Here is a 25,919-nt window from a genome sequence, read left to right on the forward strand (position 1 = left end):
GATGATAATTCAAATTTCATTCTTGAATGAAATAGAAAGAGGGACTTTCAGTCCCTCGTCAAACAAACCTCTGCACTTTCAGTGCAGAGTGGTTTAGTTAGCTAAAATCTTTTTAATGTTACTTCGCTTTGCATGTTAAACTTTTGATATACACTTAGGTAGTTCTGTAAGTGATTCATTATCATTTATTTATTGTGATTTAATTCCATCTAGTTGTCAATCTTTATAGAGGTTTTGGTTCTTAAACACAATACTAACTCTTAATTGTTTGATTATCAAACAATAACTAATCGAATAACTCAGTTAAACTTTTTCGTACAATATTTTGCTTCTTCTGTAACACTAATTCCTCTGTCTCATAACATTTTTTGATAAAGAGTTTAGTATGATGTATAGTTTTACTCTTGAAAAACAATGAATTGCGACCCATTTTTTTCATTAATATTCCAAGACTATTATTTGTATTAGGTTAAAAACAGCATGTTTTACATAATAGTAAAATGTTTTTGGGATTATTTATTTTCTAATAAAAAATGGTAAATGGAGTCCAGAAACCATTTTAAAAACGGGGCAGATCTGAAAAGCCTTAAGAGTAGGGAATTAAAAACTAGAAATTATGAATGTAACATTAACTCCACGTTGGGCATCCAGTGCATTACAACTTTCAAATAATGATTATGTTGATTGTGGAATGCCTTTAGTTTTGTCTAATCTTAATTCTTTTACATTAGAAGCGTGGGTAAATCCTGCCAATTTGATTGGTTTTCAGTCCATTGTTGGAAATGTAGATAATGCCATAGGAGGTCAATATCAATTATTTTTGAGCGATGGCTATGTCTGTGCGTACGTAGGTATAGTTCCTTACTTAATACAATCTCCGGAACCTATTACAGTAAATGAATGGCATCATTTAGCTTCAACATTTGATAGTGATACTTCAACACTTACCTTATATGTCGATGGAAATGCAGTTGCGCAAAGTGTTTTTTCGGGAAAGCTTCCTAAAAACGGAGTTAATGTATTGGTAGGTGCAGTAATGCAACAGAGTACGCCTACATGGTATTTGCAAGGTCAGCTAGGACGTGTAATGATATGGAATAGTGTTAGGGATACTGAGGCTATATTAAACGACTCTGTACAGGTTAATATCTATAAAGCTACAGAAAATGAAGATCTTGTTTTTTACGTAGATTTTTCTGTAATGCCTAGTGTCGATAGCTCTGGTAATAATATTCCACTCTCTTATAAAAATGACGCTCAATACAGTTTTAATGTTCCGTCAGTAGTATTAGGTAATAATGGTTATGTAGATTGTGGCAGTTCACCTGATTATAGCATTCCCGATAATTTGCCATATACAATAGAGGGATGGTTTTTTCCTACCTCAATTAGTAACGGAACATTGATTAGTTACGGATTAAATGGTTCATGGGAATATAAAGTTTCTTACAGTAACAATCAGATTACTGGTCAGAGAAATTCTGATTCGCTTCAAATTGTTTCTAATGATGCTGTAATTCCTTATAGTTATTATCATTTTGCTCTTACGTATGACGACACGGTTAAAGCCTTAAGTCTTTATATCAATGGTAATCTACAATGTGTTGATTACTTTCCATCACCAGTAACTTCTGTACCAAATGGTAAGGTGTTAGTTGGCGCACAATACAATAATTCTGGATTGCCTACCAGTTTTTTTAACGGGGCAATACAAAATATACGAATCTGGTCTGTGTGTTTAGAGCAATCAGAAGTTTTTCAGTGGATGCGTAATGATGTGGTAAATGATAATAGATTGATTTCTAATTATGATTTTACTGTTAATCCACCTATTGATAGTACTGATAAAGCAGTCCTTGAACTAATTGGTAGCGCATCTCAAACATTGCAGCAAATAAATGTTCCTGTTAGTGAGCCCTATGCTCAATTAGGAATACCACAATCTATAAACGCAATTTATCTTAACCAAGATAGTGAAGCTCCATTACCTCCTCCAGCAAGTACTTTGTTTGCTAAGCAACCGCAACTATGGTCAGAGGATCATAAGGAAGAAAGCTGGTCTCAGTTTGTAGAACACATGAATATTACAAACGATGGTAGCAAAAAAACAAAATTTAGAGAGCAATTTGATAGTTCTTATGAAAAAGCTCGTAAAACAATAGAAGACAATCCTAATCTTTCCAAAGTATTCACAAGAACTGATGCAAACGGTATGACCCGTATTATGCATCATGGTTTAAGAGGTGATACACTAGTTTATGAAGGCGCAATAGGTGCTGAGTCTGATTGTATGCTTTGGTGGATACAATTTATTTTCCTGCTCACAGTAGGCTTTTTTCAAGCATTGGGATTATTACCTACTACAGGCAATATCGCTACAAGGATATACAATCTTGTAAGAGCAAATGCTACGGTAATGAATGCTCTTACTTCGCTTACTGGAAAAGCAATAACGGCAACTAGTGCAATTGGTTTAATGGGAATAATTTACAGACAAGGTTTAATGTGGACTATAATAAAATTCGTTTTAACCTCCGCAGGTTGGTATGCTCTTTTTTGGATATTACGAAAAGTAATTGCAATTGTTACTGGACTTGAAGCAGCAGCCATACTTGCCGGTTTTATTGTATGGGCTTCACAACTTACTATTCTTTCGCTGGAGTACAACACCACTTGTGGACTACATGCACAACAGCAACCCGCAATGGTATAAATAAAAATAATTTTAACCTTTAAAATAAAATATTATGTCAACATCAAATCCAGTGGTAGCAATACCTATTGTAGATACATCCGGCAGTATGACCTCTTATAATTATGTAGCCCTTACTGTAATTGATACAAAAGCTTTTTTAAGTAATGCGCTTCCAGGTGATTATATTGGAGTTGCATCTTATGATACAAATGGTCGAGTTACCTATCCTTTGACCATTGTTGATCAAGCTCTTACTGTTCCAACTGCAGCGGCAAATGCCGTACAAAACCTTAGTTTTAATGGCAACTCTACAAACATAGGTGGTGGTTTACAAACAGCAGTAAATATGCTAAGTGCAGCTCCTGCTGGCATCAATAAAGGCTTTGTATTATTGACTGATGGCTACCAAAATGCGGGTACTTATCCAATCCCTTTACCCGCTGGAACTCCACCTGTATATGCATGCGCTATGGGGCCAAACTCTGATCAGAATTTATTAAGACAGATTGCAACGCAGAGTAATGGTGTGTTTTATTATGCTCCCTATGTTTATGATATGATGACTATTTATAATCAAATAAGATCACAAACTCCAGGTGCTCAATTGTTAGCAAATGGTTATAAGAATGCGACTGCCTATGATTTTTTATTAATACCGGCAACTGTATCTGTTGGTAATGATTTGGGACAATTCTCTGTAGTTTGGACAGATCCCTCCTATCTATTTACTAACGGGCAACCAGGTGCCAATCAATTAAGTGTTACATTAGTTACACCAGCTGGTGTAACTATTACTCCTATGCCTTCTGTACAAGGTGGAGGATATGTTACATTCAATATTGATAGTCCTGCATCTGGTCTTTGGTATATACAAATAATGTATGGAGGAGCACAGCCTATTGGTCTTACAGGTGGGGCATTTGAGTATTCGCCTTCGGCAAATGCGGCACCAATTAATATGGAAGTAGAAAATTCTATAGTCGCAAAATCTGGGCAACCTTTCCAATTTTCGATTAATCTAACGGATGATGAAAAATCTATATCAAATCAACAAATCTTTGCTACTATTACCAAACCAAAGATTAGTACTAATAATGCACTAAAAGCGTACGCTCATCTTTTAAAAGATATACAATTACCCCAAGACTTATTAGAATCTACTACTAATAATAATCTAGAAATTGAAAAATTAAATGTCTTGCGTAAAAATATGATGCCTAATACAGACATACAGCCTCAGATAAAATATGGAAAAATACTAACTCAAGGAAAAGACGGAAAATACACTGGAACCATTGAAGATACCCTCGAAGCGGGTTCCTACAATGTTCATTTACAAGTTACAGGCTATGCAGAAAAATCCAAAACTCCTTTTTCTAGAAGTCATTTTATGAGCATTCTGGTAACCGATTAACAACTCTCTGTATAAGATTTGTTGGGTTTATTATTTTCTAAACGAGGTTTTCTGTTACAGTTATCTGTAATAATAACAACTCCGTTTATGTTCTCTAAAAAACAATCTTACAAATGATGTCAAACCAGCTGTTTACCTCTGATATGAAAGCAAAAACAGCTGTCTTTCTATTTTAGAACAAGTAATGACTTGTTAATCAGTAATTTAAAATAAAAATACTTGTAGCTCTTTTTTCCTGTTTTATGGCTAACATTTTTCTTCTTGCTACATATTTTTATCTTGACTGATCCGATGTTCTAATTTTGGTTATAGAAGATAAAAGAATGGAAAAATTTATTTCAGCTTGTCTTTTTGAATATTAATAAAAAATGAAAAAAAATGAAAAAAAAATCCGTTATCATTGGTATATTATTAGTTGTTTTAATTGCCGCTGTCACTCTGTTTCTTTTTAATAGAAAAAACAGCACAAAAAAAACAAATCTTTCATCCCAATACGCTAGTGTTTCATCCGAGTCATGTGACTGCGAAACCAACTGGTTTCCTCACCAGCAAACCCCACCACCAGAAGAAGGAGATGGAAGTCCATTTGACACCATCAGTACTACAAATTGTATTTTCCATCAATGGTCTTGGCAAAAATTTTTGTGGCTTACAAAACCTTTACCAAATGGAAAACCTTTATTTTTAGATTCACTTCATTTAGTCAGCCCCGAGATGGAGAGTGTTAGTCCTCAATTAGGATTAAAATTGGTTTTGAGTTCATACAAACAGGCTGGTTCTGAAGGCGTTTTAATAGCCAATACCAAAGTCAATTCTGGAAACAATCCTGCTGACACGGTATATTATTCAATCCATGTGGATACTAAATTTATGAATAAAGCTATTTTGATGGCTTCTCTTATTCATAATAAAAAATTACCTTATTCCAATTTGGAGACATTTCCTGTTGGATCATTAGAATTAAAAGTTTCTTGGATCAATGCAAGTGCAATTCCAAAAGAAAAACTTCCAGATTATTTTACGACCAATGCTGCCGTTCAAAATAACAAAGGGCAATATGATATAAAATCTATGGCATTGCTAGGGATGCATGTGGTAGGAGTTGTAAAGAACCATCCTGAATTTATTTGGGCAACTTTTGAACATAAAGAAATGGCACCAATTTATGACAAGAAAAGTAATTCTGTAACGGCCGAAAATGAAATGTTGTTTTATGAAAAAGGGATTTCTTATGGATTACAAGGTATTATATGGTCCTGTGATAAACCCTTAACTCCAAATAAAGCCTCTATTCTTTATGAATATGGTGTGCCAAAAGACATCAACACTGGAGACTATATGAGGACAAGCCAGTCAGAACCGACTAATTTTAATAATATAGATAACATTAATAAATGTGTAACATCTAATTTAAAAGATGTTTTTAAGAATTATTTTTATAACGGTTCTATTTGGTTAAATTTTGATGGAATGTCTTCTGAGCAGCAGGCAAAAGAAATTGTAACAAGAAAAATTTCCAGTGCGCAGCCAGGTGATTTAGCAAGAGGTTCTGTTAATTTGGCCAATATTACGATGGAAACTTATACTCAAACTTTTAAGAAAGACTTGCACGATATTAATAATAGTAATTTGGTAAGCTGTTTTACGTGTCATCAATCCAGTAATTTTGATAAGGCTGCCGGAGGAAAATCTCCTTTGTATTTGAGTCATGTATTTGAATCATATTTATACACTACAAAGCCTAAAGCAACTGCAAAAAATGCAAATTCAAATAGTTCAAAAGCGCAAAGTATTGAAGAAACAAAAGTGCTTAAATTGAAACAATTTCAAGATTTTGTTCGAACTAACCAATAATAACTACTAATAGATTATACTTTTTTGGGGGAAAGTTTACCAAACTATGGTTGTTAAAGTTGTTGTTTTTAAAATTAAATCTATTGATTTTCTGCTATTTTTTTGAGCGTTTTATTTCTTTCCAGAAGAAAATAAATTAGATGGTTTTTTAAAAACAGGGTATCGAATAATTTTCCGATAATGCCAAACGGAGTTTCATATTGCAGTTTATCTGTCATTATGGTAACTCCGTTTTTTTCTTCAAAAAAATGCTCATGTTTGAAGGTTTTGAATTTTCCTTCCTCCATTTCATCCACAAAATAGTCATAAAAATTCATTGCGGTAATCCGGCTTTTGTGAGTCAGGTAAAATCCGAAATGTTTGCCACGCCAGGTTACTGTTTCATTTAAATTGATTAAACCCGAAGTCACACCAGCAATTGCTTTTTCTTTTGAAGGAGCTGCAGATTTTTGGTGAATATCGATATTTCGTGATACGTCAAAAGCGGTTTTTAACGGAGCATTTATTTTTGTGATGAGATGAATGGTTGTCATTTTTGATTTTCACTTCTTTCTTTAATTACTTTTAAAATATTGTTTTGGATATCTTTCATGATCCATTTTCCCCAAATTCCGGCATATAAATTGAATGTGGTTTTAATTGAAAAATTGCTGTACAAAATCAATTTGTATTGGTTATTTGCTATTTTTTCTAATTCATAAGTACCGTCCAACATATCAAAATATTCTCCACCAATTAAAATGTGTTCATCTAATGTTGTTGAAGGAATTTCAAAAGTATTTGCTTTTATTCGGAATTTCATAAGCTTTAAATCTTTGTATTCTGTCACTGTCTCATTAAAAACAAGACCTTTTTCAAAAATTGCTTTTCGATAACCTCCAACCTCTTGTTTGTCTAATTCGGCTTTGATTGGTTTTGGGAAACCAAGCCACTTCGTCAACTTCGAAGAGTCTTCTTCTTTTTTAATCTCCTTAACAGAAGTTACATTATTCCATATTGTTGCATCATTAGCATTAATAATTATGGAAGTATAGGTTTTAAAAACTTCAGGGTTTCTTGGAATGTTGTTCTCAATTGGACCAATTATAAAAGGAAGTAAAACAAGAATTGATAGATTTAAATTTTCCTGCTTTTTGGATTTTTTTACTTTAAAATGTCCCGCAATTAATCCTCCAATAGAACTAAAAATCAAGAATAAAGGTGAAATCATTATCCAACATGCCCAACCTTCCAAACCAATTAATATGGTTAAGAAAATGACCAATATAATCGGCAGCCATGGCGCAAAAAATCTATAGTTTACAGATTTTACTTTTTCGATGCTTGAGTAATAAACTGTAAGCGCTCCAATCGCAACAGGAACCAGTAAGAAAAATGTCCAAGTCATCACTGATAAAAAATCATCAAAAATAGAAGCACCAAATATGATTCTTAGCAATAAGGCAAATAAAACGGGGATTATAATTATTTTTAAATATTTCATTGGTTTAGTTTTGTTTAGTTTTTTTGTAAAATAGTATCATTATTGTGGTCATGATTGTTCCTCATGTTTGAAATTTAAGTTAAAAATTGACCCAGTAATAATTGATGAAATCAAATAAGAAATGGCTATGAAATGCGATAAAGTACCGCCTATGAAGGCTGTAGTTATAAAAACCCCAATTGCGGTTATTAAAATTAAAATGGCTTTCGAAAACAAAATCGGTAAATCTTTAGTGGAAAAATAATAATAAACAAAAGCATATACTATATATGTTGGTATTGAAAAGATAAGGCTGGCGATAAGTACTACGGGATAAAATTCTAATAAGCCAAACGATAGATTAAATCCTAAAACAGGAATAAATGCGATTATTTGTGAGACAACTGGGCCTATTAACAGATTAAAAATCCAATGTTTAAATAAATAACTCCAATCTGTTTTTTGTGTTTTCATTTGTGCAATAAATTTTTAAAAGCTTCATCAATAGCTCTAAACTTAAATTGAAACCCATTTTCTAAAAGTCGTTTCGGAATCACATTTCGACTTTTTAAAACCAATTCGGTTTCTGTTCGAATAAAAAAAGAGCCGATTTCCAATAAAAAATTACTCATCGGAATTCCGAAAGAAAAACCAACCGTTTTTCGAAGTTTCTGCATGAAGTCTACATTTCGAATGGGTTCCGAAGAAACGACATTAATAACGCCTATGATTTCTTTTTGAATGATAAAATCAACCGCATTCGCAAAATCCTCTTCGTGAATCCAGCTGACAAACTGATTACCTTTTCCTTGTTTCCCTCCAAAACCAATTTTTGCCAAAGTTTTCAACGGAATAAATGCACCTCCTTTTTTTCCTAACACTATTGAAGTTCGCAAAGCGGTTTTTAAAGTATTCGGTGTTTCTGTTTTAAAGAATGCTTTTTCCCATGAAAGCGCCACATTGATAGAAAAATCGTTTCCAATTTCGCCATCATTTTCATCCATTTGTTTGTCTAAAGAGAAACGATAAATGGTTGCGGTTGAAGAATTCAGCCAGTGCTTCGGTGGGTTTTGACAATTTAAAACTGCTTTGTTCAGGATTTTGGTACTTTCAATTCTGGAGAGCAAAATTTCTTTTTTATTTTTTTGAGTATAACGGCAATCGACAGATTTACCCGCCATATTGATTAAGACAGCAGCGTTTTCCAGTTCTTTTTCCCAGCCGGAGAAAGTTCTGGCATTCCAGTTTACATATTTAATTCCGTCGATTGTTTTTGAGTTTCCTCTTGTCAGAATTACGATTTCATCAAATTGATTTTTAAAATGATTTACCAAAACCTGTCCTAAAAAACCCGTTCCGGCTGCGATAATGAGTTTTTTCATCATTAGAAATTTAAAATTAAAAACAGGGCAATAATTCTATAGAGAACCCAGGTGTAAGATAGATAAAATGGAAGTTTTAAAATTTTAATTCTTCTAAAATGTTCCAAAAACATAATGATTACCGTTACTCCAAACCAACCTAAAATTATCATTTGCGGAAGTTGAATAAATGGACTCAAAATTAAAAGCGGACTTAAAATTAAAGATCCCAATAAAGAAATCGTCATTAAATTTCCTGCATAATTGAGAATCGTTTTACTATCAAATTTGAAAAGAAACAAACTTTGGAAAACAATTTGTCCAAATGCCAAAATGAGTTCTCTTGTAATACTGCTTTTAGGCAAATTAGAAAGCAAATTAGAATATCCAAATAATATAAAAGTTGTTACTGTTACAGCAAATCCGATAAACAGAAATCTGTATTTATAATTGAAATCAGGAATGCATTGCAGTTTGTTTTCTTCTTTTATGCTTCCCGGAATAATTACTTTTCGGTTATAAGAAACAAAAGAATACAGTTTTTTAAGAATGAAATGAATAGGTTTTCTAGTTGCAATTTTTTCAATTACAGGAAAAGAAAAACCAACAACTTTAATTAAACTATCAATTCCGTAAACTACAGTTTGTGCCTTGTTGTCAATCAAAGCAATTTCGTTTGGAGCACGTTTTAAGTCTACAAAATTTTGCTCCTCTTCAGATAATAGACAATAAGATTTTCTTCCGTTTTGATCTAACATTCCGCTTTTTACAAACCCGGTTGTGTACAAATTGCAAAGCGGGCAATCTTCGTCATAAAGCAAGGTTTGGTTTTCGAGCGTTTTCATGAGATAAATGCTTAAGCTTTATAAACCAGTCTTTCTTCTTCCTGAGCTTCTTTCGCTTTTCTTTTTCCTCTAAAAAAGAAATACAAATTAAAGAATAACATAATACCCAAATAAATAGAAAATCCTCCTATTTTGTAGCTTAATCTTTCAATCAGTTCCTGATAGCTGTTTTCGCTGATATTCATTTGAAGAATCATAAGGGCAAAACCAATATTTAAAAGATAAAAACCGGTTTCAAAAAGTTTGTTCGTTGCATCGGCTATATCTTCGCGGCCTTTAAAAATATCCAGCATAAAGATTTTGCCATTTTTGAAAAGCGTTTTAGAAACATAATAAGTAAGGAATAATGCAATTGGTAAATAAATACTGTAACCGATTAAAATTTTTGTAGTTTCCATGATATTTGATTTTAGTTGTTATTTAATGAGTTTATGAATGTACTTTGTTATAATTATAATATTTAAATAATGTAATACTGATATAATAAAAATAATGACAGCCGTTTTGAAACAGATGATTTCGGTTAATTGCGTTACCGATATTATTTTTTGCCATGAAATCAATGTCATCGCACAATAACCAATATTTAAAAGATAGTAGCCTAATAGTAAAACCTGATTGATTTTTTGACAGATGTCAGCATGATTCGGAATTAGTTCTGCGACATAGATGTTTCCGTTTTTGTAGCAGATTTTTCCAACTCTCAGTATAATAAATATTGTAATGCTAAGATAAATGAAGTAGGCGATGATGTTGAGGTTCATAATGATTTCAGATTAACATTTCGTGTTCTAATACATTTAAAAATTCCAGTTTTCGTTTATTCTTTACTGTGATTTTTGAACCTTTTGCCAGAAATACAGAGGTTGGTTTTTGAGCCTGAAGAAATCCAAAATCGGTTCCGTATGTGTTTTCAAAATCAATATCAACATGATGCTTTAAAACGTCAAGCTGTTCCCATCTGGGATGTATTACTTCGTATTCAAAAGTGGTTTTTTGATTGATTTTTGTATAGCCGAAATAATGTTCTGTAATAAACTCAGCTTCAGAATCAACCTCAATTTCTTTAAAATCTTTTGTAGTTTTTAAATGAATTGTATTCCAGTTTTTATCGTTTTTCCATTGATATATAAAAGTTTTTGTCCCCACATTTTCTACAACTTCATGTCGCATTTCTTGAGTCTCATAATGTTCCTGATACAATATATTGGCAATAAAAGTGATCGCTTTTTTCGGAACAATTTCTTTGATAAAAACAACGCCTCGTTTCCATTCGCGATTCTCAAAACGTTTTACATAGAATCTCAAATTAACTTCTTCAAAATTGATATGAAACGGAACTTTCAATCCTAAAACTTTGGTGTTTTTAAACATAAAGCCAACTAAGCTGACATAACATTTGTTATTCCAAAGATCAATTTCAGTTCCTGCCGGAACATATTTTTCTAAAACTTCACGATTAACCTCATAATTGAATAAGGCTAAATTTTTCCATTCTGCTTTTAAGAAGTTCATTTTGTTTTTTCGTATTTAATTAAAATTCTAAAAAAATAAATTGCAGTGATATTTGGAATTAGAGTTACAAAAACTATCTGTAAAAAGTCATTCCATATGATGAGACTAAAAAAAAAAACAATATTCCTATGTTAAGAATTGTACTAATCCAATATGTTTTTACTTGTTTTTTGATTTCGAGTAACCCTTGTTGTGAAAAGACTTCGAAGGTTAGAAAAATTGCTGAAATTATTTGAATGACAGAAAGAATTGCCTGTCCGGCGAATCTAAAATAACATGTTAGATAAAGCAAAAAGCAGATTATAAAAGCGAAAAAATTTATTTGTTTTGCAGTGATCATGGTTTATGGTTCTTTTAATTTTCTATTCTTTTTTGGAAATTTATTGGTATGCTTTTTCATAAATTATTAGAGATAGATAGATTGCAATTACTGGTGGGATTCCAAATAGTATATAATTTAATAAATCATATAATCCCATTTTACAGATGATAATAAGTGAGACAAAAAATAGTAATACACTTGCAAAATATGTTTGAAGATTTTTATCATGAGGTTCATGAACATACATTTTTAAACCAATAACAATTTGAAATATTCCTGTAAGAATTGTTGAAAGCATTGCATATGATAAAAATCCGATGTTAATTATTGCCATTAAACAAAAGAAGATTGGAATACTAACAAAAAAATAATTGAAATAATTAATAGTTTTCATAGATTGATTTTTTTAAACTTTCTTAGAAAAAACAAGTTTTAGTTTGGTAGGTTGAGGTTTATTTTATGTTTTTTAATGTATTCATATTCCTCTACAATTTTTTTCATTATGATATAAAAATAAATTGCAATTGAAATAGGAAAAATTAATATGACTGACCAAACAATAGCATCGTTACTTGTTTGAAAGTGATAATATTGCAAATAGCATAAACCAAGTTCTGCAATTGTTACTATCCAATAATTAGACAAATGTCTTTTAGCATAATCTGATTTATAATACATTTTTATGGTTAAACAAATAGCCGAAATTACTTGGATGATTCCCAAAACTATTTGAGCTAACAATCCAAAATAAATGATTATTAATAATGTTAAAGTTGTGAACAATGCAATTTTGTTTATCATTAATAGCAGTTTCATAATTATATTTATTTTTAAACTTTCAGAAAAAAATGAAAGTTTTGTTTAAATTTTTTAGGTGTATAATTATTTCATGATTTTCATAACCAATTTCCCTAACCAGTTATCATTAAATTCAGTCATTTTGTCCAGCATATTATCTGCTTTTAGAACAAAATCATACAATTTTGTGGTTTGATCTACAAAGTGTTTTTCTTCTGCTGAATCTTTGGCTTCGATTGTCGAAACTTCTTTTAAAATTTTAAGAGCAGGTTTGATTTCTCTTTTGCTTCTCTCTCTCGAAATTTTCACAGCTAATTCGTCTAAATCTTTTTCGGCTGTAAAGAACTCTTTTCGTTCTCCTGCTTTATATTCTTTATACACAATTCCCCAATCGATTAAAGCACGAAGGTTCATACTGGCATTTCCTCTGGAAATCTGCAATTCCTCCATGATATCTTCCATAGAAACAGCTTCGTTGGAGACCATTAACAAAGCATGAATCTGTGCCATAGTTTTATTGATTCCCCATTGAGAACCTAATGCTCCCCAAGTTTGTACAAACTTATTTTTTGCTTCTTTGAATTCCATGAAACAAATGTAAGTAAAAGTTTTTAAACTTTCAAAAATAATTGAAAGTTTGTTTCTGAATAGGTATAAAATGATTAAACGGAATTTCTTATTTTCTTAAAATGATAGACATACCGCTGCCGAAAAAAGATTCCGAATCAGATTCATACTTTGTGAGTTTAAAATCAAAGGTGTATTTACCGTCCTTGGGAGCAGTAAATTTTTTATTTTCAAATTCAAATTCAAATTTTTCACTATGTATTATGGTGTCTTTTTCTTTCGATGTCTTTTCAGTTATATCTTCAGAACTTGCTGTAGCGTTTATTATGTGATTTGTTCCAGAAAATCTGCTGATACTATCAAATTCAATTGCTTTTTTATTTTCTTCAATTAGATATTTAATGGTGTAGTCTGGATATGGCGTAGTGCTAATTATTTTGGTCCAAAATGAAATGGTTTCTCCTTTTTTTAAACTGATTTCTCCAGAAGAAGTAATTTCATCTTTTGATATAGGTACTTCAATTAATTCTTCTCCGATAGAATGACAACTGGAGAATGTTATTAATGTTATTAATGGAATAATTTTTAGTATGATTTTCATATTTATTTTTTTGGGGAAAGAATATCCAACGTTTTGTTTTTTGAATAATAATTGAACATTTTAATGTAAAAGTCTCTTGTAAGATCTGAAACTTGATTTGTAATTAAGTAAAAACTATTTCCGTTATATTGTACATTACAAATCAATTTTTCAAAAACACGATCATTATATTCTGGATCCGTAATTTTTAAATCGGTAAGATTCTCTATTTGATAATAGTTGTAATTATTGGATCGCGAGTATCTATAGTCAATAAAATTTTTTTCAAAATCGTTACCGATATTTTCAGGCAGTTCGTAAGTCTCTATGGTATTTGTTTTTACTGCATTTAGAAAATTAAGATAAACTAAATCCATTGCATTATTTGATCTGTAAAACGTTACATAATCATAGTTTCCTTCTGATCTTGGCGAAACTGACTGGTTTGTATCCAGGAAAGCTTTCATCTCTTTGTCTATTTTATTAAAAATAGATTTGAATAAATAGATTTCAGCATAGGGATTATTTATTACATATTCTTCCCATGAATTAAAAGGTTTATTTTTGAAATCCTTTTTTAATAAATTTTTACCATTCTTAAGCATATGAAGGGCAAGATTTTCTTTTTCAGGAAATTTTTCAAAATGATCGGATGCTCCATTGAAAATAATATAGCTTTTTGTGGCAGGATCGTAATCGTAATGTATGACGGTAAAATTTTCACCGTAAATAATACTGTTTGAATCTTCAAAGTAGATATTGTTTTCTTTTACAAGCTGGTTTTTGATTTGTGAAATGCTTATTAGATTAGGGTTTTCATCTTTGATGATATAAACGCTTTGTGAGTAAAACCTTTCATTTGGAAGTAAAGCTGAAGTTAATTCAATAGCGATAACATCTTTTCGGGTTTCAAAATCTATTTTTCCAAATTCCAAATCAATATTACCCTGCTCATAGACTGTAACTTCGGCAATGTAATTTTCCGGAATAGCAATATTATATTTACCCAGTTCCGATAATGAAGTCAGATTTACTTTTAAATTAAAAATCTTTTGAGCATCTTCTTTGGTAATTTTTGTCCCTTGCTCAATTAATTCGTTATTGGCTTGATTTTCTTCAAGATTATACCTTTTGCAACTTGATAATGATAAAAGGAATACCAGTACATATATTATTTTGATAGTTTTCATGATACGCATTTATTGTTTAATTAAACTTATCAGTATTTGCTGTTACCTTTTCTTCGTTTTGGGTGTTTGAATACACAACATAAAAGGATTTATGTAAAACATAATAAAGGACATAATACAGAATAAAAACACCAAAACTGGAGAGCCATAGAAAGGATAAAATCTTGTCTTTAAAAAAAATGAGATAGCCTTCTGTAAAATCAAAAAAGCGTTTTATGTCTTCAAAATATAAAAACAGAACTACTGCAAAAGGAACAATTTTGGTCATGATTTTATAATTCGCAACCAAAAGTATTGCTAGTATAAATACAGGGATTTTTATCAAATCGTTGATGGTTTTTACTTCATTTGTAAAATATTCATATATTAAAAAAGCACTTAGTAAAAAGCAATAAATAGCTAAATGAAGTTTTTTGTTTTTCTTTAAATTAAGAAAATATTGCGTAACGTTTTCTGTTTTTTTTGTTAGCAGTAAAAATATAAAACTAAAAATATTCAAGATAGGAATAAGGCTAAAAGCATTTATGATTCCGAAATATTTTTTTAAGGAATAGCCGCGAAATTGAATCAAGTTGCCTAAAAATCTTCCTGAATACACTAATAGAAAATAGTTTGACACTAATTTGATTACTTCAGCTAAATCAAAACTTGAAGAAAAAAGAGAAATTGTAAATATCGATTGGGCCAGATTTAAGAGCGTTAGAATCAAGAGAAAAAAACTGATTATAAAGCCCCATTTAAAGAATTTTGTATCAATAAATTCTTCGTCAATTGGTTTTCGAATACTTTTTATTCCTCCAGATCTATTGGTAATGTAGAAAAAGCCAACAAGTGCAAATAAAATTTTGAAGGTTTTGATAAATTCCATAATGGTTATGAATATATCCTGTAAATAAGGTTCACTGAAGTTTAAAAAGGTAAAATTTCCAAATGCATCGGTAACTTCTAAATCAATAACATTGAATAAAAGTATAGATATCAGTATTGGAAAAAACCATTTTGTTTTTTTGGAAACATTAAAATTTTCTAGCGTAAAGTAGTGCTTAACAAAATAAAGAAAAGGAATAATAAATGATAAAAAACTTATGGTTTTGTAAATGTAACCGCTTTTATACCAGGTTAAAAAGTAAAGATAGTGTGTGAAGTTATAGTCTAATAAAAATGAAATATTATTTTTGAAAAAATAAAGAGCACTCAATAATTGTAAAATGATTCCAGTCTTAATTTTATTGTTTTTATAAAAATACCAGGAAAGAATTAATGAGTTGGAAAACCAAAAAAGTACACGCCAAATTTGTTTAAATATAAATGTGTCCGGGGTAAAAACTTCGATGTAATACTGGAGCATACTTAAAGAGAAAAGTATAATTCCGAATACCCAAATTTTATTAATTACATTATTTTGGGTTTCGCTAAAAGTTAATTTCATAAAGTGGTTTAAAAAAAAGAGTAATTACGTACAAAAATATTCTTTTTAAAACGATATCAAAATTTATAGCTGTAGAAAGTTATTTTTTTTAAATAATTATAAAGTTGTGTTAATTCAGCCCTCGAATTTTAGATTAAATAATGAGAAGGATATTTTTGTAAAAATCACTTTTATGGAATTATACTACACCTTTTCGGTACTTATTGTACTGGCTTCTTTCTTCGCCTATTTAAACCTAAGATTTTTAAAACTTCCGGGAACGATCGGAATAATGATTATTGCCATGTTGGTTTCAGTCGGAATACGTCTTCTGGGAGATTCTTATTTTCCGGTTACAACCAAACACTTTTTTGAGTTAATAAAACAATTTGATTTCAACGAAATCCTAATGGGCGCTGTGTTGAATTTTCTTTTGTTCGCAGGAGCACTGCACGTAAATATGGCTGATCTCAAAGAACAAAAAGTGCCAATAATGATATATTCGACAGTAAGTGTCGTATTGTCGGCATTAATTATTGCGATGCTGCTGTATTATATCGCACCGCTATTAGGAATTAATATTCCTTATGTGTTTTGCCTTGTTTTCGGAACTTTAATTTCGCCGACTGATCCAATTGTAGTGTTGGGAGTTTTGAAACAAGCAAAAGTTCCTAAAAGAATCGAAACTAAAATTGTGGGAGAATCGTTGTTTAATGATGGAGTAGCAGTGGTTATGTTTGCGGTTGTTTTAAAAATGGCTACAGATCCAACATTTGATATGAGTTTTGGCTCAATTGCCTGGCTTTTCGCAAAAGAAGGAATTGGTGGGCTTTTATTAGGAGCTGTTTTAGGCTTTACTGCTTCAAAAGTTATCAAAAAAATTGACGATTATAACGTTTCTGTTTTAATAACCTTATCTATAGTAATGGGGGGATTTTTGATTGCCAAAAGTTTACACGTTTCAAGTCCGCTGGCGATGGTTGTTGCCGGTTTGATTATCGGAAATTATGGTAAAAAAGTAGCGATGAGCGAAGTAACAAAAGATTATCTGGAGAAATTTTGGGAACTTATAGATGAAATATTAAATGCGATTTTATTCTTATTTATCGGATTTGAATTATTGCTTTTGCCAAATCTGGACAAACAATTAGTAATTGGTTTGGTAACTATTTTAATTGTACTGTTTGCCAGAGTTTCGTCAATCGTTTTACCATGGAAATTCTTTGATATCTTCAAGTTCTTCGGAATAAAATCTGCCTACAATAAAGGCTCTTTAACTGTATTGGTGTGGGGTGGAATACGTGGAGGAGTTTCTATTGCTTTGGTACTTTCACTGCCTGATGGAGAATATAAAAACCTACTTTTGGAAATCACCTATATTGTTGTTTTATTTTCAATTGTAGTACAAGGATTAACAGTTGGAAAAGTTGCCAATAAAGTTTTAGAGAAAGAATAAAACAATGAACATAAAAAAAACGAAGCCTTATTTTTGAGGGCACTGAAAAAGTGGCTATTTATCAAAAGAGGTTGTTTTCAAATATGAAAACAACCTCTTTTTCTTTAATGTATTCGGATAGGTGATTGAGAACATTTCGTACAGACGATTCTCAGAGCCTCCATTTTACTTGTAAAATTACCTTTTTAATTTTAAAGGACTTTTTCAGTGCCCTCCTTATTTTTGCTTCGTTTTTTTTACCTTTTATCCTCTTTAGAATAATTGGACTGACCATTTATATGAATCGGATTTCCTAAAAAATGAGGCTCTCTGCTTCTTAAAACATCAAAAAAGGATTTGAATGTCGAAATATATTCTCTGAATTTGACATATTGATAACCCTGATATTCACCTTTGTTAGCCGAATAACCTGCCGATTTTATTCCAAGACTTCTTCCGATATAAATGGCGCGGTTCAAATGATACTCCTGTGAGATTAAAGTTGCCTTTTTAATTTTAAAGATATATTTTGCTCGGTACATCGTAGAGTAAGTATCAAAACCCGCGTAATCAATAAAAATTTTTGTGGTGTCAACTCCATGTCGCTGGCAATAATTTTTCATAACTGTCAATTCATCGTATTCATTGCGTCCGTTGTCTCCTGAGAGCAGAATTTTATTGATTCTTTTTGCTTTGTACAAACGAATCCCGGCATCTAGTCTGTCTTTTAAATATTTGCTGGGCTGGTCACCATTGATTCCGGCTCCAAAAATAATTCCAACATCATTTTTTGGAAATTTTCTTAAAGAATAATGAATATATTTTTTGGTAGATGATTTTACGTGATAGTTTACAGAAACAATTGCAATCAATCCGATAATGGCAAGGTAAATCGCTATTTTAAAATATTTTTTCAAACTGATTTTTTTTATAAGATTAAGCCAAAATTTAGGTCAAGATAAGTAAAATTATTTTTATGGCTAAAGCGAAGAAATAAAAAACCGAAGTATTGCTGCCTCGGTTTTACTATTTATTCTCTAAGAAGTCAGATATCTAAAGCAATCCCGCTCTTTTTAACAAAGCCTCAGGCTTTGGTTCCTGACCTCTGAAACGTTTGTACAAAGTCATCGGATGTTCTGTTCCTCCTTTAGAAAGCACATTGTCTTTAAATTTTTTCGCTATTTCTGTGTTGAAGATTCCATTTTCCTGAAAATATTCAAAAGCATCAGCATCCAGAACTTCAGCCCATTTGTAGCTGTAATATCCGGAAGAATATCCACCCTGGAAAATATGTGAAAAAGCTGTACTCATGGCATTTTCTTTTACATCCGGATACAATTGAGTGTTGGCAAATTGTTCTATTTCGAATGCCTTTAAATCAGTAATTCCGGTCGGATCCTGTCCATGCCACGCCATATCTAATAATCCGAAACTTAACTGACGTAAAGTTGCCAAACCTTCCTGAAAACTGGCACTTTCCTTAATTTTCTGAACATACTCAATCGGAATAATTTCTCCGGTTTCATAGTGGTTTGCAAACAAAGCCAAAGCTTCCGGTTCGTAACACCAGTTTTCCATAATCTGACTTGGCAACTCTACGAAATCCCAATAAACAGAAGTTCCTGATAAACTTGGGTACGTTGTGTTGGCCAGCATTCCGTGTAATCCGTGACCAAATTCGTGAAATAAAGTGGTTACTTCATTAAAAGTCAATAACGAAGGCTTTGTTTCGGTTGGTTTTGTAAAATTGCAAACGTTCGAAATATGCGGTCTTTCATTTACACCGTCTTTTACATATTGTGATTTAAATGAAGTCATCCATGCACCGTTTCTTTTTCCTTTTCTTGGAAAGAAATCAGCATAGAAAATCGAAATCAAATTATTTTCAGCATCTCTTACTTCATAAGTTGAAACTTCTTCATGGTATTTATCGATATCAAAAACTTCGGTAAATGTTAATCCGAAAAGTTTATTTGCAACTGTAAATGCACCTTCTAAAACTTTTTCCAATTGAAAATACGGTTTTAGTTTTTCATCATCCAAATTGAAAAGCTGTTGTTTTAATTTTTCAGAATAATAAGCACCGTCCCATTTTTCCAATTGTTCGATTCCGTCTAATTCTTTTGCAAAAGAAGTCAATTCTGAAAATTCTTTTTGTGCTGCAGGTTTAGCTTTTGCCAGTAAATCGTTCAAAAAAGTAAAAACTTTATCAGGGCTTTGCGCCATTCTCTCTTCCAGAACAAAATGTGCATGTGTTTTATACCCTAATAAATTCGCTCTTTCAAAACGTAATTTGGCAATTCTCAATACATTTTCCTGATTGTCAAATTCATTATTCTGAAATGATCTTGCTCCAAAGGCAATCGCCATTTTTTTACGAAGCTCGCGATTGTCAGCATAAGTTAAAAATGGAATGTAGCTTGGGTGATCCAATGTGAAAATCCAGCCTTCTTTTTCCTGACTTTTGGCCAATAATCTTGCTGCTTCAATTGTGCCTTCCGGTAAGCCGGCTAAATCACTTTCGTTGGTTAAATGCAATTCAAAAGCATTGGTTTCTGCTAAAACATTCTCTCCAAACTGTAAACTCAATTTAGATAATTCTTTGTCGATTTCGCGTAAGCGGTCTTTTTTATCTTCGGCAAGATTAGCTCCGTTTCTTGAGAAACTTTTGTATTTTTTGTCTAAAAGCGTAGTTTGTTCCGGATTGAGGTTCAGACTTTCTTTTTGATTGTAAACAGCTTTTATCTTGGCGAATAATTCAGCGTTTAATGTTATGTCATTTCCAAATTCGGCTAATAAAGGAGAAACTTCCTGAGCGATTTTCTGCATTTCTTCATTCGTTTCCGCCGAATTCAAATTGAAGAAAATGCTCGAAAGACGATCCAGAATATCACCGGAATATTCCATTGCAAGAATCGTGTTTTCAAAAGTCGGTGCTTCCGGATTATTTACGATTGCGTCAATTTCGGCTTTCGCCAAAGCTATTCCTTCCTGAAAAGCCGGAAAATAATCTTCGATTTTAATTTGCGAAAAAGGGGCTGTATTATGTTTGGTTATAAATTTTGAAAGTAAAACACTCATTATAATATACTGTTTTTTATTAATTGAAGTCAAAAATTTTGAATTCCAAAGATAACAATTTATAAAAATCTAATCCTCCTATATGAAATTGATCTTGGCATAAAATCCTCTTAAAATGTGTTATAGATATGTTATTTGTTTCTCAAGGCGGTTTTAAAAGCGTAAATTGAGAAAATAGGTTAGCATTATAAAAATACTAATCGTAATTATAAAAATAGAAATGATGAATTATCAAGTTGTAATTAAGAATATTGATACGGTGAATGAAGTAGAAGGATATTGGTCTGGTGAAGATTTAATTCGGTTATTAGAAAAATTCAACTATCCGGATGGAGCAGCGGCCGAGAAAAGCAGTTTGCCGGAATTATTAGAAATGGCCATTTCGGATTACGAGCCTAATGAAGCAGCCGCAATAGTTTTGGAATATAAATTAGGAGATCAATTAACCGAAGGACAGATTGAGCAAATTTCGAACAACATGTTAATCGATAAGGTTTGTGAAGAATATCCGGAAATACACATGCAAGGTACTTTATTCAATGTCAATCAATTGCTTTTTAAAGCATACAATGGAAAATTTCCAAATGCAAAAGCTTCTGTAGTTCATTTTTCAATGACGCCAAAGGATGGAGAAATACAAAAATTGACTGAAGAAAATGTACTGAAATTGTTGAATAATGGTTTGTCAGACAGAAATCTTATCAAAAGATTGTTTGAAAACCAAATTTCTCAGAACATTCCATTTCCTGAAGCAGAAAGTATTATTTGGGAATTGACAACAGAAGATAATGTAAATTATAATCTGGTTACATCAGAAAATTGGATAAATAAAGAAGATATAGAGGATTATGAATTTGAATCTGTTCTTGAAACAATTGAAGATGAAATGTAATTTCTAAAACGCTATAAAAGCAAAAAAGGCTTCCGTAATTGGAAGCCTTTTTAATGTATTTTTATTTTTCAACTTTCAGCCTCTTTGTTAAGTATAAATTTTGTTTCACAATGACTCGCTAAGAAAGACACAGAGATTCGCAAAGTTTTCTTCAATAATAACTTTAAAAAATCTTAGTGAATCTCTGCTTTTTATCTTTGCGTATCTCCGTGGAATAATCTTATTTTTTCAATCCTTCTGCAGCTTTATTAACCGCAGCTTTCAATTCTTCTTTATAAGAAATAATAGTATCAAGGATTTTTTTATCATGGCTTCCAATGATTTGTGCTGCCAAAATTCCGGCATTTTTTGCTCCGTTTAGCGCCACTGTAGCAACAGGAACACCACCCGGCATTTGCAGAATCGACAATACCGAATCCCAGCCATCAATTGAATTACTTGATTTTACAGGAACTCCAATTACAGGAAGTGGAGACATCGAAGCCACCATTCCTGGTAAATGTGCCGCACCGCCCGCTCCGGCAATAATTACAGAAATTCCGCGAGTGTGTGCATTTTTGCTGAAATCAAATAATTTCTCCGGCGTTCTGTGTGCCGAAACAATATCTACTTCAACTTCAATATTAAATTGTTTTAATATGTCGATTGCATCCTGCATTACTGGCATGTCGGAGATGCTTCCCATTATAATAGCTACTTTGCTCATGTTTTATTTTTGTTGTGTTTTGTTTGCTTCGCCAATTCGGCTAAAGCCTCGTGTCAGGTTTAAAGTTTCAGGTTGTTGGAAACTGAAAACTGTTTGTTTTACTCTATTTCTGGAATCATATTCCAAATGTCAATTTTGAATTCTTCATGAATTGCTCGCAGATATGATATTTGTTTGATATCATCCTCAATTAATATTTTAAAAAACTCTTTTGGAGAAACTCCATATATAGAAAGTTCTTTGGCTTTTCTTTGAATATACTTTTTTCTTTCGTCTGCTAAAATAATGTCATCAAGTTTTAGTAATTTGATTAAATTAACAGCTTCATGATCATCTAGTTCAGCAACTCGATAATCTCCACTATCATAAACTATTCTTTGATCGAAATCATTTGTAGTTGGATGTAAAACAGGTTGATAATCTTCCCATTTAGATGATTTCTCTTTATTCCATTGATGTTTAACTAAAAACCAATTTGAATATGAATCTTTAGGAGTTCCTTTTAAAGTTGGATCAAAATGTTCGATATCTCTTGCATCAGCTCTTCCTAAATATTCTTCAGTATAAATGCAAAAACCTTTTTGCTCTTTATATAAAATCTTCGAAATTTTTAAATTATTATTTGAACTGCCTTCGATGTAACCCAAATTACTTTTTTTAATTTGGGAATCGTCATTTTTGATAACTCTTCTCATATTAGAAATTATAAGTATCACCGAGTTTGACAGTTTCTAATAATAACTCTTTTTTTCTTTTAGGGTCAGTTTCGTTTGCTACTTCCTGTTTTAGAGCAATATATTTTTTATAGGCTTCTTCGCCATGTTTGTTGTAATAATTAACTCCAAAATCATTTTTAAGCATATCATTGGGATCATCTCCAATAGGAGAACTTCCTCTACGAACAGCAACTTTACCTTCATTATCGAAATATAAAATAAACCTTTCTTCAGGCTCAAAAGATGCAGCAATAAAAGGAGAATGTGTTGCAACAATAAATTGTGCCTCTGGAGCAAGATTTTTATAATAATCCATTAATTCCATTTGTATATCTGGATATAATGATCTTTCAGGCTCGTCAATTAAAATTATTGAATCTTCTGTGTTGAATTTATATAATGGTAATAATAAGGATATTAAAAGCTTAGTTCCCGTGCTTAGGGAATTTACAGGTACAAAGTTATCACTGTTAGAATTTTTAATTTTTAAAAATGATAATGTATTGTTTATGTCTACTTCTAAGTTTAGTTTTTTTAGAACAATATTTAATTTTGTAGCAAACTCTAAGTTTGGATTTGGATTTTCTGTCATCCATTGATTAAACTCAGAAAGAAATTTATTTTGATCAGAAGAATTACTTAAGAAATCTGAGGCTTTTTTTAGAATACTTTCTTGGTACTCTACAAAGTCATTTGAAATATACCTATAGATTTCATCGTAGTTTTCATCTCCTAGTTTAAATTGATTATATTTCTTTAAAAAAAGATTTTTATCTTTGTTATTTAGGTTTTGAATTCCTTTAGGTTCGAGAAAATTAATTATTTTGCTGATATTTAATTCTGAAGGGAAAAAGATCTTTTTTGTCAAATCATTTGTGTCCAGTTTTTTGTCAACTAAATAATTGATTAATATTTCTTTGTTTTTAATACAAAATTCCTTTCGATCATCATTAAATATTACGCATAACGACGCTTTAAGTTTTTCCAATGAAGAAACATGTTGAAATTCTTCAGGATAATCAATATATGAATTATTATGAGTTTTTATATCAATTAATTCTAATAAACTAGTTTTTCCAGTAGCACTTTGTCCAATAAAACATATTTTGTCTAAAGGTTTTCCTCTTTTTTCTTCAATATGAAAATCTTTTGGATAAGTAAAATCGAAATTAAGATTTTCTAATTGTCTAAACTGTTCTATATGTAATTTTGAAATTTTCATTTATTGAATTTTTACAAAGCTAATTAAAAAATCATAGCTAAATTGGCAACACGACTAAGGACTAATCACTAATAAGGACTAGTTACTAATCACTCTAATAGTATTCTTAACTTCCTGCGCAATTCGTCTAGCCTCAGCCATATCTTCATTTACAATCGTAACATGACCCATTTTTCTAAACGGACGTGTTTGTTTTTTACCGTAAATATGTGGCGTAACACCATTCCATCCTAAAATAGTTTCGATGTTTTCATAAACCACATTTCCGGAAAAACCTTCGGCACCTACTAAATTTACCATAATTCCGGCAACTTTACTATCTGTGTTTCCTAACGGAAGATCTAAAATTGCACGTAAATGATTTTCAAATTGCGAAGTATAACTTGCTTCAATTGAATAATGTCCAGAATTATGCGGACGTGGCGCAACCTCATTTACCAAAATCTCATCTTCATTGGTTTGAAACATTTCAACAGCCAAAAGTCCAACGTGATTGAATTTTTCTGAAACATTCAACGCGATTGCTCTGGCTTTTTGGGCAACTTTTTCACCGATTCTTGCCGGACAGATTACGTATTCTACTTGGTTAGCTTCCGGATGAAATTCCATTTCGACAACCGGATACGTTTTAATTTCTCCTGATGGATTTCTTACCACAATTACCGCCAGTTCGTTTTTGAACGGAACCATAGTTTCTGCAATACATTCAACATTTGGCAATGTATCTAAATCAGAAACCTGACGAATCACTTTTACGCCATTTCCATCATAACCAAACTCCGTACATTTCCATACGAAAGGTAAATTGATTTTAGATTGTTGATTAACGATTGTTGATTTTAGATTTTCAAGATTCTCAAATCGTTCAAAAGGAGCAGTTGGGATATTATTAGCTGCGTAAAATTGCTTTTGGATTCCTTTATTCTGAATTCCTTTTAAGGTTTTAGGAGAGGGATATACTTTTAAGCCTTCGTTTTCTAATTGCGTTAAAGCTTCCAGATTTACCAATTCGATTTCGAAAGTCAAAACATCAACTTGTTTCCCGAAGTTGTAAACCGTATCATAATCCATTAAATCGCCCTGAAAGAATTTGTTGCAGGCAATTTTACTCGGTGCTTCGTCACTTGGATCTAAAACGTAAGTTTGTATATCAAATTTTCTGGTGTCGAACAAAAGCATTTTGCCCAATTGTCCGCCGCCTAATATTCCTAATTTAAAATCAGAAGAAAAATAATTCATTTTGTGTTATGTTTTTGCAAAGATACTTTAAAGGATTGAATTGCGAAAAAACACTATTTTATTTTCTTCAAAACTTCTTTAGCAACGGCCTTGTATGCTGCGGAATGATCTCCAAAATCTTTATCAAGAATAACTTTTAGTTCAGGATGAATCCACTCATAATGTTTTCCTAAGAGGTATAAAGTTCTTATCGAATACGCTTTTGTGGCAACTTTTACATCATTAATCAGCCAGTCAAAACTCGCTTCTATGCAGTCCTGAAGATTTTCTTCGGATAAACAGATTTTGTTTTCCTCTTTTTGATAATGTGACTTGACTAAAAGCTGAACGACTTTTGCGACGGGGCGAAGTGAACTTTCATCTTTTAAAACTTTCAAATTAGAACAAAAAAAATCAAGATGTGGCTGCAGCCAAAGCAATTCTTCGTAAGAGACAAATTCTAAAATCCAGCAGGCTTTATGATTGTTTTTGTCTGAAGGCGTAAAACAGATTGAAACTAATTCACTGAAAAGTGCAGGATTTTCTAAAATATCCTGTGCAGCTATTAGCCGATTTTCCCTGTAAGCATTTACATAATCCAGTTTTTGCTGCAGTTCAGAAAGCATTTTTTTAGTTTA

Annotated in this window: 26 protein-coding genes; 5 read left to right on the forward strand and 21 right to left on the reverse strand. The window is 31.6% G+C overall.

Annotated features, from left to right (window positions below; all coding sequences use genetic code 11):
• Positions 1-616 precede the first annotated feature (616 nt).
• The 3 genes from FLACHUCJ7_RS14295 to FLACHUCJ7_RS14305 all read left to right on the forward strand — a co-directional run bounded on the left by FLACHUCJ7_RS14295 (position 617) and on the right by FLACHUCJ7_RS14305 (position 5,963).
• On the forward strand, positions 617-2,713 hold the full coding sequence (locus FLACHUCJ7_RS14295) for a LamG domain-containing protein (RefSeq protein WP_180909345.1): 2,097 nt from the start codon (positions 617-619) through the stop codon (positions 2,711-2,713).
• A gap of 34 nt (positions 2,714-2,747) precedes the next feature.
• Positions 2,748-4,109, forward strand: a complete 1,362-nt coding sequence (locus tag FLACHUCJ7_RS14300; RefSeq protein ID WP_180909346.1) for a vWA domain-containing protein — start codon at positions 2,748-2,750, stop codon at positions 4,107-4,109.
• 378 nt (positions 4,110-4,487) lie between these two features.
• Complete coding sequence (locus FLACHUCJ7_RS14305; protein ID WP_180909347.1) at positions 4,488-5,963, forward strand: hypothetical protein; 1,476 nt, start codon at positions 4,488-4,490, stop codon at positions 5,961-5,963.
• An 80-nt stretch (positions 5,964-6,043) separates the two neighbouring features.
• On the opposite strand, the gene FLACHUCJ7_RS14310 is transcribed toward FLACHUCJ7_RS14305, so the two are convergent.
• The 14 genes from FLACHUCJ7_RS14310 to FLACHUCJ7_RS14375 all read right to left on the reverse strand — a co-directional run bounded on the left by FLACHUCJ7_RS14310 (position 6,044) and on the right by FLACHUCJ7_RS14375 (position 16,032).
• Positions 6,044-6,496, reverse strand: a complete 453-nt coding sequence (locus FLACHUCJ7_RS14310) for an SRPBCC family protein (protein ID WP_180909348.1) — start codon at positions 6,494-6,496, stop codon at positions 6,044-6,046.
• A complete protein-coding gene (locus FLACHUCJ7_RS14315; RefSeq protein WP_180909349.1) occupies positions 6,493-7,446 on the reverse strand; it encodes a hypothetical protein in 954 nt (317 codons plus the stop codon). Before FLACHUCJ7_RS14315 ends, FLACHUCJ7_RS14310 begins: the two co-directional genes overlap by 4 nt.
• 48 nt (positions 7,447-7,494) lie before the next feature.
• Positions 7,495-7,899: a hypothetical protein gene (locus tag FLACHUCJ7_RS14320; protein ID WP_180909350.1), complete on the reverse strand. Its 405-nt coding sequence runs from the start codon at positions 7,897-7,899 to the stop codon at positions 7,495-7,497.
• Positions 7,896-8,807 carry a TIGR01777 family oxidoreductase gene (locus FLACHUCJ7_RS14325; RefSeq protein WP_180909370.1) on the reverse strand — a complete coding sequence of 304 codons (912 nt, stop codon included), beginning with the start codon at positions 8,805-8,807 and terminating at the stop codon, positions 7,896-7,898. Before FLACHUCJ7_RS14325 ends, FLACHUCJ7_RS14320 begins: the two co-directional genes overlap by 4 nt.
• Positions 8,808-8,809: 2 nt before the next feature.
• Positions 8,810-9,631 carry a thiol-disulfide oxidoreductase DCC family protein gene (locus FLACHUCJ7_RS14330; protein WP_180909351.1) on the reverse strand — a complete coding sequence of 274 codons (822 nt, stop codon included), beginning with the start codon at positions 9,629-9,631 and terminating at the stop codon, positions 8,810-8,812.
• An 11-nt stretch (positions 9,632-9,642) separates the two neighbouring features.
• A complete protein-coding gene (locus FLACHUCJ7_RS14335; RefSeq protein ID WP_078225698.1) occupies positions 9,643-10,029 on the reverse strand; it encodes a hypothetical protein in 387 nt (128 codons plus the stop codon).
• Positions 10,030-10,047: 18 nt separating this feature from the next.
• Entirely contained in the window at positions 10,048-10,395 is a 348-nt protein-coding gene (locus tag FLACHUCJ7_RS14340; RefSeq protein WP_078225699.1) for a hypothetical protein, read from the reverse strand.
• 7 nt (positions 10,396-10,402) lie between these two features.
• Entirely contained in the window at positions 10,403-11,146 is a 744-nt protein-coding gene (locus FLACHUCJ7_RS14345) for a YqjF family protein (protein ID WP_180909352.1), read from the reverse strand.
• A gap of 380 nt (positions 11,147-11,526) precedes the next feature.
• A complete protein-coding gene (locus FLACHUCJ7_RS14350; protein ID WP_157505917.1) occupies positions 11,527-11,862 on the reverse strand; it encodes a hypothetical protein in 336 nt (111 codons plus the stop codon).
• 38 nt (positions 11,863-11,900) lie between these two features.
• Positions 11,901-12,269 carry a hypothetical protein gene (locus FLACHUCJ7_RS14355; RefSeq protein ID WP_219634109.1) on the reverse strand — a complete coding sequence of 123 codons (369 nt, stop codon included), beginning with the start codon at positions 12,267-12,269 and terminating at the stop codon, positions 11,901-11,903.
• Between the two features lie 81 nt (positions 12,270-12,350).
• A complete protein-coding gene (locus FLACHUCJ7_RS14360; RefSeq protein ID WP_180909354.1) occupies positions 12,351-12,854 on the reverse strand; it encodes a GbsR/MarR family transcriptional regulator in 504 nt (167 codons plus the stop codon).
• An 88-nt stretch (positions 12,855-12,942) separates the two neighbouring features.
• Complete coding sequence (locus FLACHUCJ7_RS14365; protein WP_078225702.1) at positions 12,943-13,434, reverse strand: hypothetical protein; 492 nt, start codon at positions 13,432-13,434, stop codon at positions 12,943-12,945.
• A 2-nt stretch (positions 13,435-13,436) separates the two neighbouring features.
• The gene (locus FLACHUCJ7_RS14370; protein ID WP_180909355.1) at positions 13,437-14,603 is read right to left on the reverse strand and encodes a hypothetical protein; all 1,167 of its coding nucleotides are present in this window, start codon (positions 14,601-14,603) and stop codon (positions 13,437-13,439) included.
• A 16-nt stretch (positions 14,604-14,619) separates the two neighbouring features.
• Positions 14,620-16,032 carry a hypothetical protein gene (locus FLACHUCJ7_RS14375; protein WP_078225704.1) on the reverse strand — a complete coding sequence of 471 codons (1,413 nt, stop codon included), beginning with the start codon at positions 16,030-16,032 and terminating at the stop codon, positions 14,620-14,622.
• 172 nt (positions 16,033-16,204) lie between these two features.
• Here FLACHUCJ7_RS14375 and FLACHUCJ7_RS14380 point away from each other — a divergent pair, with 172 nt between their 5' ends.
• Entirely contained in the window at positions 16,205-17,467 is a 1,263-nt protein-coding gene (locus FLACHUCJ7_RS14380) for a cation:proton antiporter (protein WP_180909356.1), read from the forward strand.
• A gap of 236 nt (positions 17,468-17,703) precedes the next feature.
• Here FLACHUCJ7_RS14380 and FLACHUCJ7_RS14385 read toward each other — a convergent pair whose 3' ends face one another.
• A complete protein-coding gene (locus FLACHUCJ7_RS14385) occupies positions 17,704-18,363 on the reverse strand; it encodes a SanA/YdcF family protein (protein WP_180909357.1) in 660 nt (219 codons plus the stop codon).
• Between the two features lie 136 nt (positions 18,364-18,499).
• Positions 18,500-20,527: a M3 family metallopeptidase gene (locus FLACHUCJ7_RS14390; RefSeq protein WP_180909358.1), complete on the reverse strand. Its 2,028-nt coding sequence runs from the start codon at positions 20,525-20,527 to the stop codon at positions 18,500-18,502.
• Between the two features lie 220 nt (positions 20,528-20,747).
• On the opposite strand from FLACHUCJ7_RS14390, the gene FLACHUCJ7_RS14395 reads away from it, so the two are divergent.
• The gene (locus tag FLACHUCJ7_RS14395; protein WP_230408833.1) at positions 20,748-21,419 is read left to right on the forward strand and encodes a hypothetical protein; all 672 of its coding nucleotides are present in this window, start codon (positions 20,748-20,750) and stop codon (positions 21,417-21,419) included.
• Between the two features lie 220 nt (positions 21,420-21,639).
• Here the strand turns inward: FLACHUCJ7_RS14395 and purE are convergent, their stop codons facing one another.
• From purE to FLACHUCJ7_RS14420, 5 genes are all read right to left on the reverse strand, one after another.
• Positions 21,640-22,125, reverse strand: coding sequence for a 5-(carboxyamino)imidazole ribonucleotide mutase (purE, locus tag FLACHUCJ7_RS14400; protein WP_180909359.1), 486 nt, complete (start codon positions 22,123-22,125; stop codon positions 21,640-21,642).
• 98 nt (positions 22,126-22,223) lie between these two features.
• Entirely contained in the window at positions 22,224-22,820 is a 597-nt protein-coding gene (locus tag FLACHUCJ7_RS14405; protein WP_180909360.1) for an HNH endonuclease domain-containing protein, read from the reverse strand.
• 1 nt (position 22,821) lies between these two features.
• On the reverse strand, positions 22,822-24,063 hold the full coding sequence (locus tag FLACHUCJ7_RS14410) for an AAA family ATPase (RefSeq protein ID WP_180909361.1): 1,242 nt from the start codon (positions 24,061-24,063) through the stop codon (positions 22,822-22,824).
• A 78-nt stretch (positions 24,064-24,141) separates the two neighbouring features.
• Entirely contained in the window at positions 24,142-25,302 is a 1,161-nt protein-coding gene (locus tag FLACHUCJ7_RS14415; RefSeq protein ID WP_180909362.1) for a 5-(carboxyamino)imidazole ribonucleotide synthase, read from the reverse strand.
• A gap of 53 nt (positions 25,303-25,355) precedes the next feature.
• On the reverse strand, positions 25,356-25,907 hold the full coding sequence (locus FLACHUCJ7_RS14420; protein WP_180909363.1) for a hypothetical protein: 552 nt from the start codon (positions 25,905-25,907) through the stop codon (positions 25,356-25,358).
• Positions 25,908-25,919 lie beyond the last annotated feature (12 nt).

Origin of the sequence: Flavobacterium salmonis, from assembly GCF_903819435.1 — a bacterium.
Taxonomy (GTDB): domain Bacteria; phylum Bacteroidota; class Bacteroidia; order Flavobacteriales; family Flavobacteriaceae; genus Flavobacterium; species Flavobacterium chungangense.

Excerpts from the sequence above, each read along its gene's own strand:
- FLACHUCJ7_RS14325 (WP_180909370.1), bottom strand. The coding sequence starts at position 8,807 with ATGAAAAAACTCATTATCGCAGCCGGAACGGGTTTTTTAGGACAGGTT.
- FLACHUCJ7_RS14350 (WP_157505917.1), bottom strand. The coding sequence starts at position 11,862 with ATGAAAACTATTAATTATTTCAATTATTTTTTTGTTAGTATTCCAATC.
- FLACHUCJ7_RS14345 (WP_180909352.1), bottom strand. The coding sequence starts at position 11,146 with ATGAACTTCTTAAAAGCAGAATGGAAAAATTTAGCCTTATTCAATTAT.
- FLACHUCJ7_RS14305 (WP_180909347.1), top strand. The coding sequence starts at position 4,488 with ATGAAAAAAAAATCCGTTATCATTGGTATATTATTAGTTGTTTTAATT.
- FLACHUCJ7_RS14355 (WP_219634109.1), bottom strand. The coding sequence starts at position 12,269 with ATGATAAACAAAATTGCATTGTTCACAACTTTAACATTATTAATAATC.
- FLACHUCJ7_RS14405 (WP_180909360.1), bottom strand. The coding sequence starts at position 22,820 with ATGAGAAGAGTTATCAAAAATGACGATTCCCAAATTAAAAAAAGTAAT.
- FLACHUCJ7_RS14295 (WP_180909345.1), top strand. The coding sequence starts at position 617 with ATGAATGTAACATTAACTCCACGTTGGGCATCCAGTGCATTACAACTT.
- FLACHUCJ7_RS14330 (WP_180909351.1), bottom strand. The coding sequence starts at position 9,631 with ATGAAAACGCTCGAAAACCAAACCTTGCTTTATGACGAAGATTGCCCG.
- FLACHUCJ7_RS14365 (WP_078225702.1), bottom strand. The coding sequence starts at position 13,434 with ATGAAAATCATACTAAAAATTATTCCATTAATAACATTAATAACATTC.
- FLACHUCJ7_RS14410 (WP_180909361.1), bottom strand. The coding sequence starts at position 24,063 with ATGAAAATTTCAAAATTACATATAGAACAGTTTAGACAATTAGAAAAT.
- FLACHUCJ7_RS14380 (WP_180909356.1), top strand. The coding sequence starts at position 16,205 with ATGGAATTATACTACACCTTTTCGGTACTTATTGTACTGGCTTCTTTC.
- FLACHUCJ7_RS14335 (WP_078225698.1), bottom strand. The coding sequence starts at position 10,029 with ATGGAAACTACAAAAATTTTAATCGGTTACAGTATTTATTTACCAATT.
- FLACHUCJ7_RS14390 (WP_180909358.1), bottom strand. The coding sequence starts at position 20,527 with ATGAGTGTTTTACTTTCAAAATTTATAACCAAACATAATACAGCCCCT.
- FLACHUCJ7_RS14340 (WP_078225699.1), bottom strand. The coding sequence starts at position 10,395 with ATGAACCTCAACATCATCGCCTACTTCATTTATCTTAGCATTACAATA.
- FLACHUCJ7_RS14375 (WP_078225704.1), bottom strand. The coding sequence starts at position 16,032 with ATGAAATTAACTTTTAGCGAAACCCAAAATAATGTAATTAATAAAATT.
- purE (WP_180909359.1), bottom strand. The coding sequence starts at position 22,125 with ATGAGCAAAGTAGCTATTATAATGGGAAGCATCTCCGACATGCCAGTA.
- FLACHUCJ7_RS14300 (WP_180909346.1), top strand. The coding sequence starts at position 2,748 with ATGTCAACATCAAATCCAGTGGTAGCAATACCTATTGTAGATACATCC.
- FLACHUCJ7_RS14320 (WP_180909350.1), bottom strand. The coding sequence starts at position 7,899 with ATGAAAACACAAAAAACAGATTGGAGTTATTTATTTAAACATTGGATT.
- FLACHUCJ7_RS14420 (WP_180909363.1), bottom strand. The coding sequence starts at position 25,907 with ATGCTTTCTGAACTGCAGCAAAAACTGGATTATGTAAATGCTTACAGG.
- FLACHUCJ7_RS14315 (WP_180909349.1), bottom strand. The coding sequence starts at position 7,446 with ATGAAATATTTAAAAATAATTATAATCCCCGTTTTATTTGCCTTATTG.
- FLACHUCJ7_RS14370 (WP_180909355.1), bottom strand. The coding sequence starts at position 14,603 with ATGAAAACTATCAAAATAATATATGTACTGGTATTCCTTTTATCATTA.
- FLACHUCJ7_RS14395 (WP_230408833.1), top strand. The coding sequence starts at position 20,748 with ATGATGAATTATCAAGTTGTAATTAAGAATATTGATACGGTGAATGAA.
- FLACHUCJ7_RS14310 (WP_180909348.1), bottom strand. The coding sequence starts at position 6,496 with ATGACAACCATTCATCTCATCACAAAAATAAATGCTCCGTTAAAAACC.
- FLACHUCJ7_RS14360 (WP_180909354.1), bottom strand. The coding sequence starts at position 12,854 with ATGGAATTCAAAGAAGCAAAAAATAAGTTTGTACAAACTTGGGGAGCA.
- FLACHUCJ7_RS14415 (WP_180909362.1), bottom strand. The coding sequence starts at position 25,302 with ATGAATTATTTTTCTTCTGATTTTAAATTAGGAATATTAGGCGGCGGA.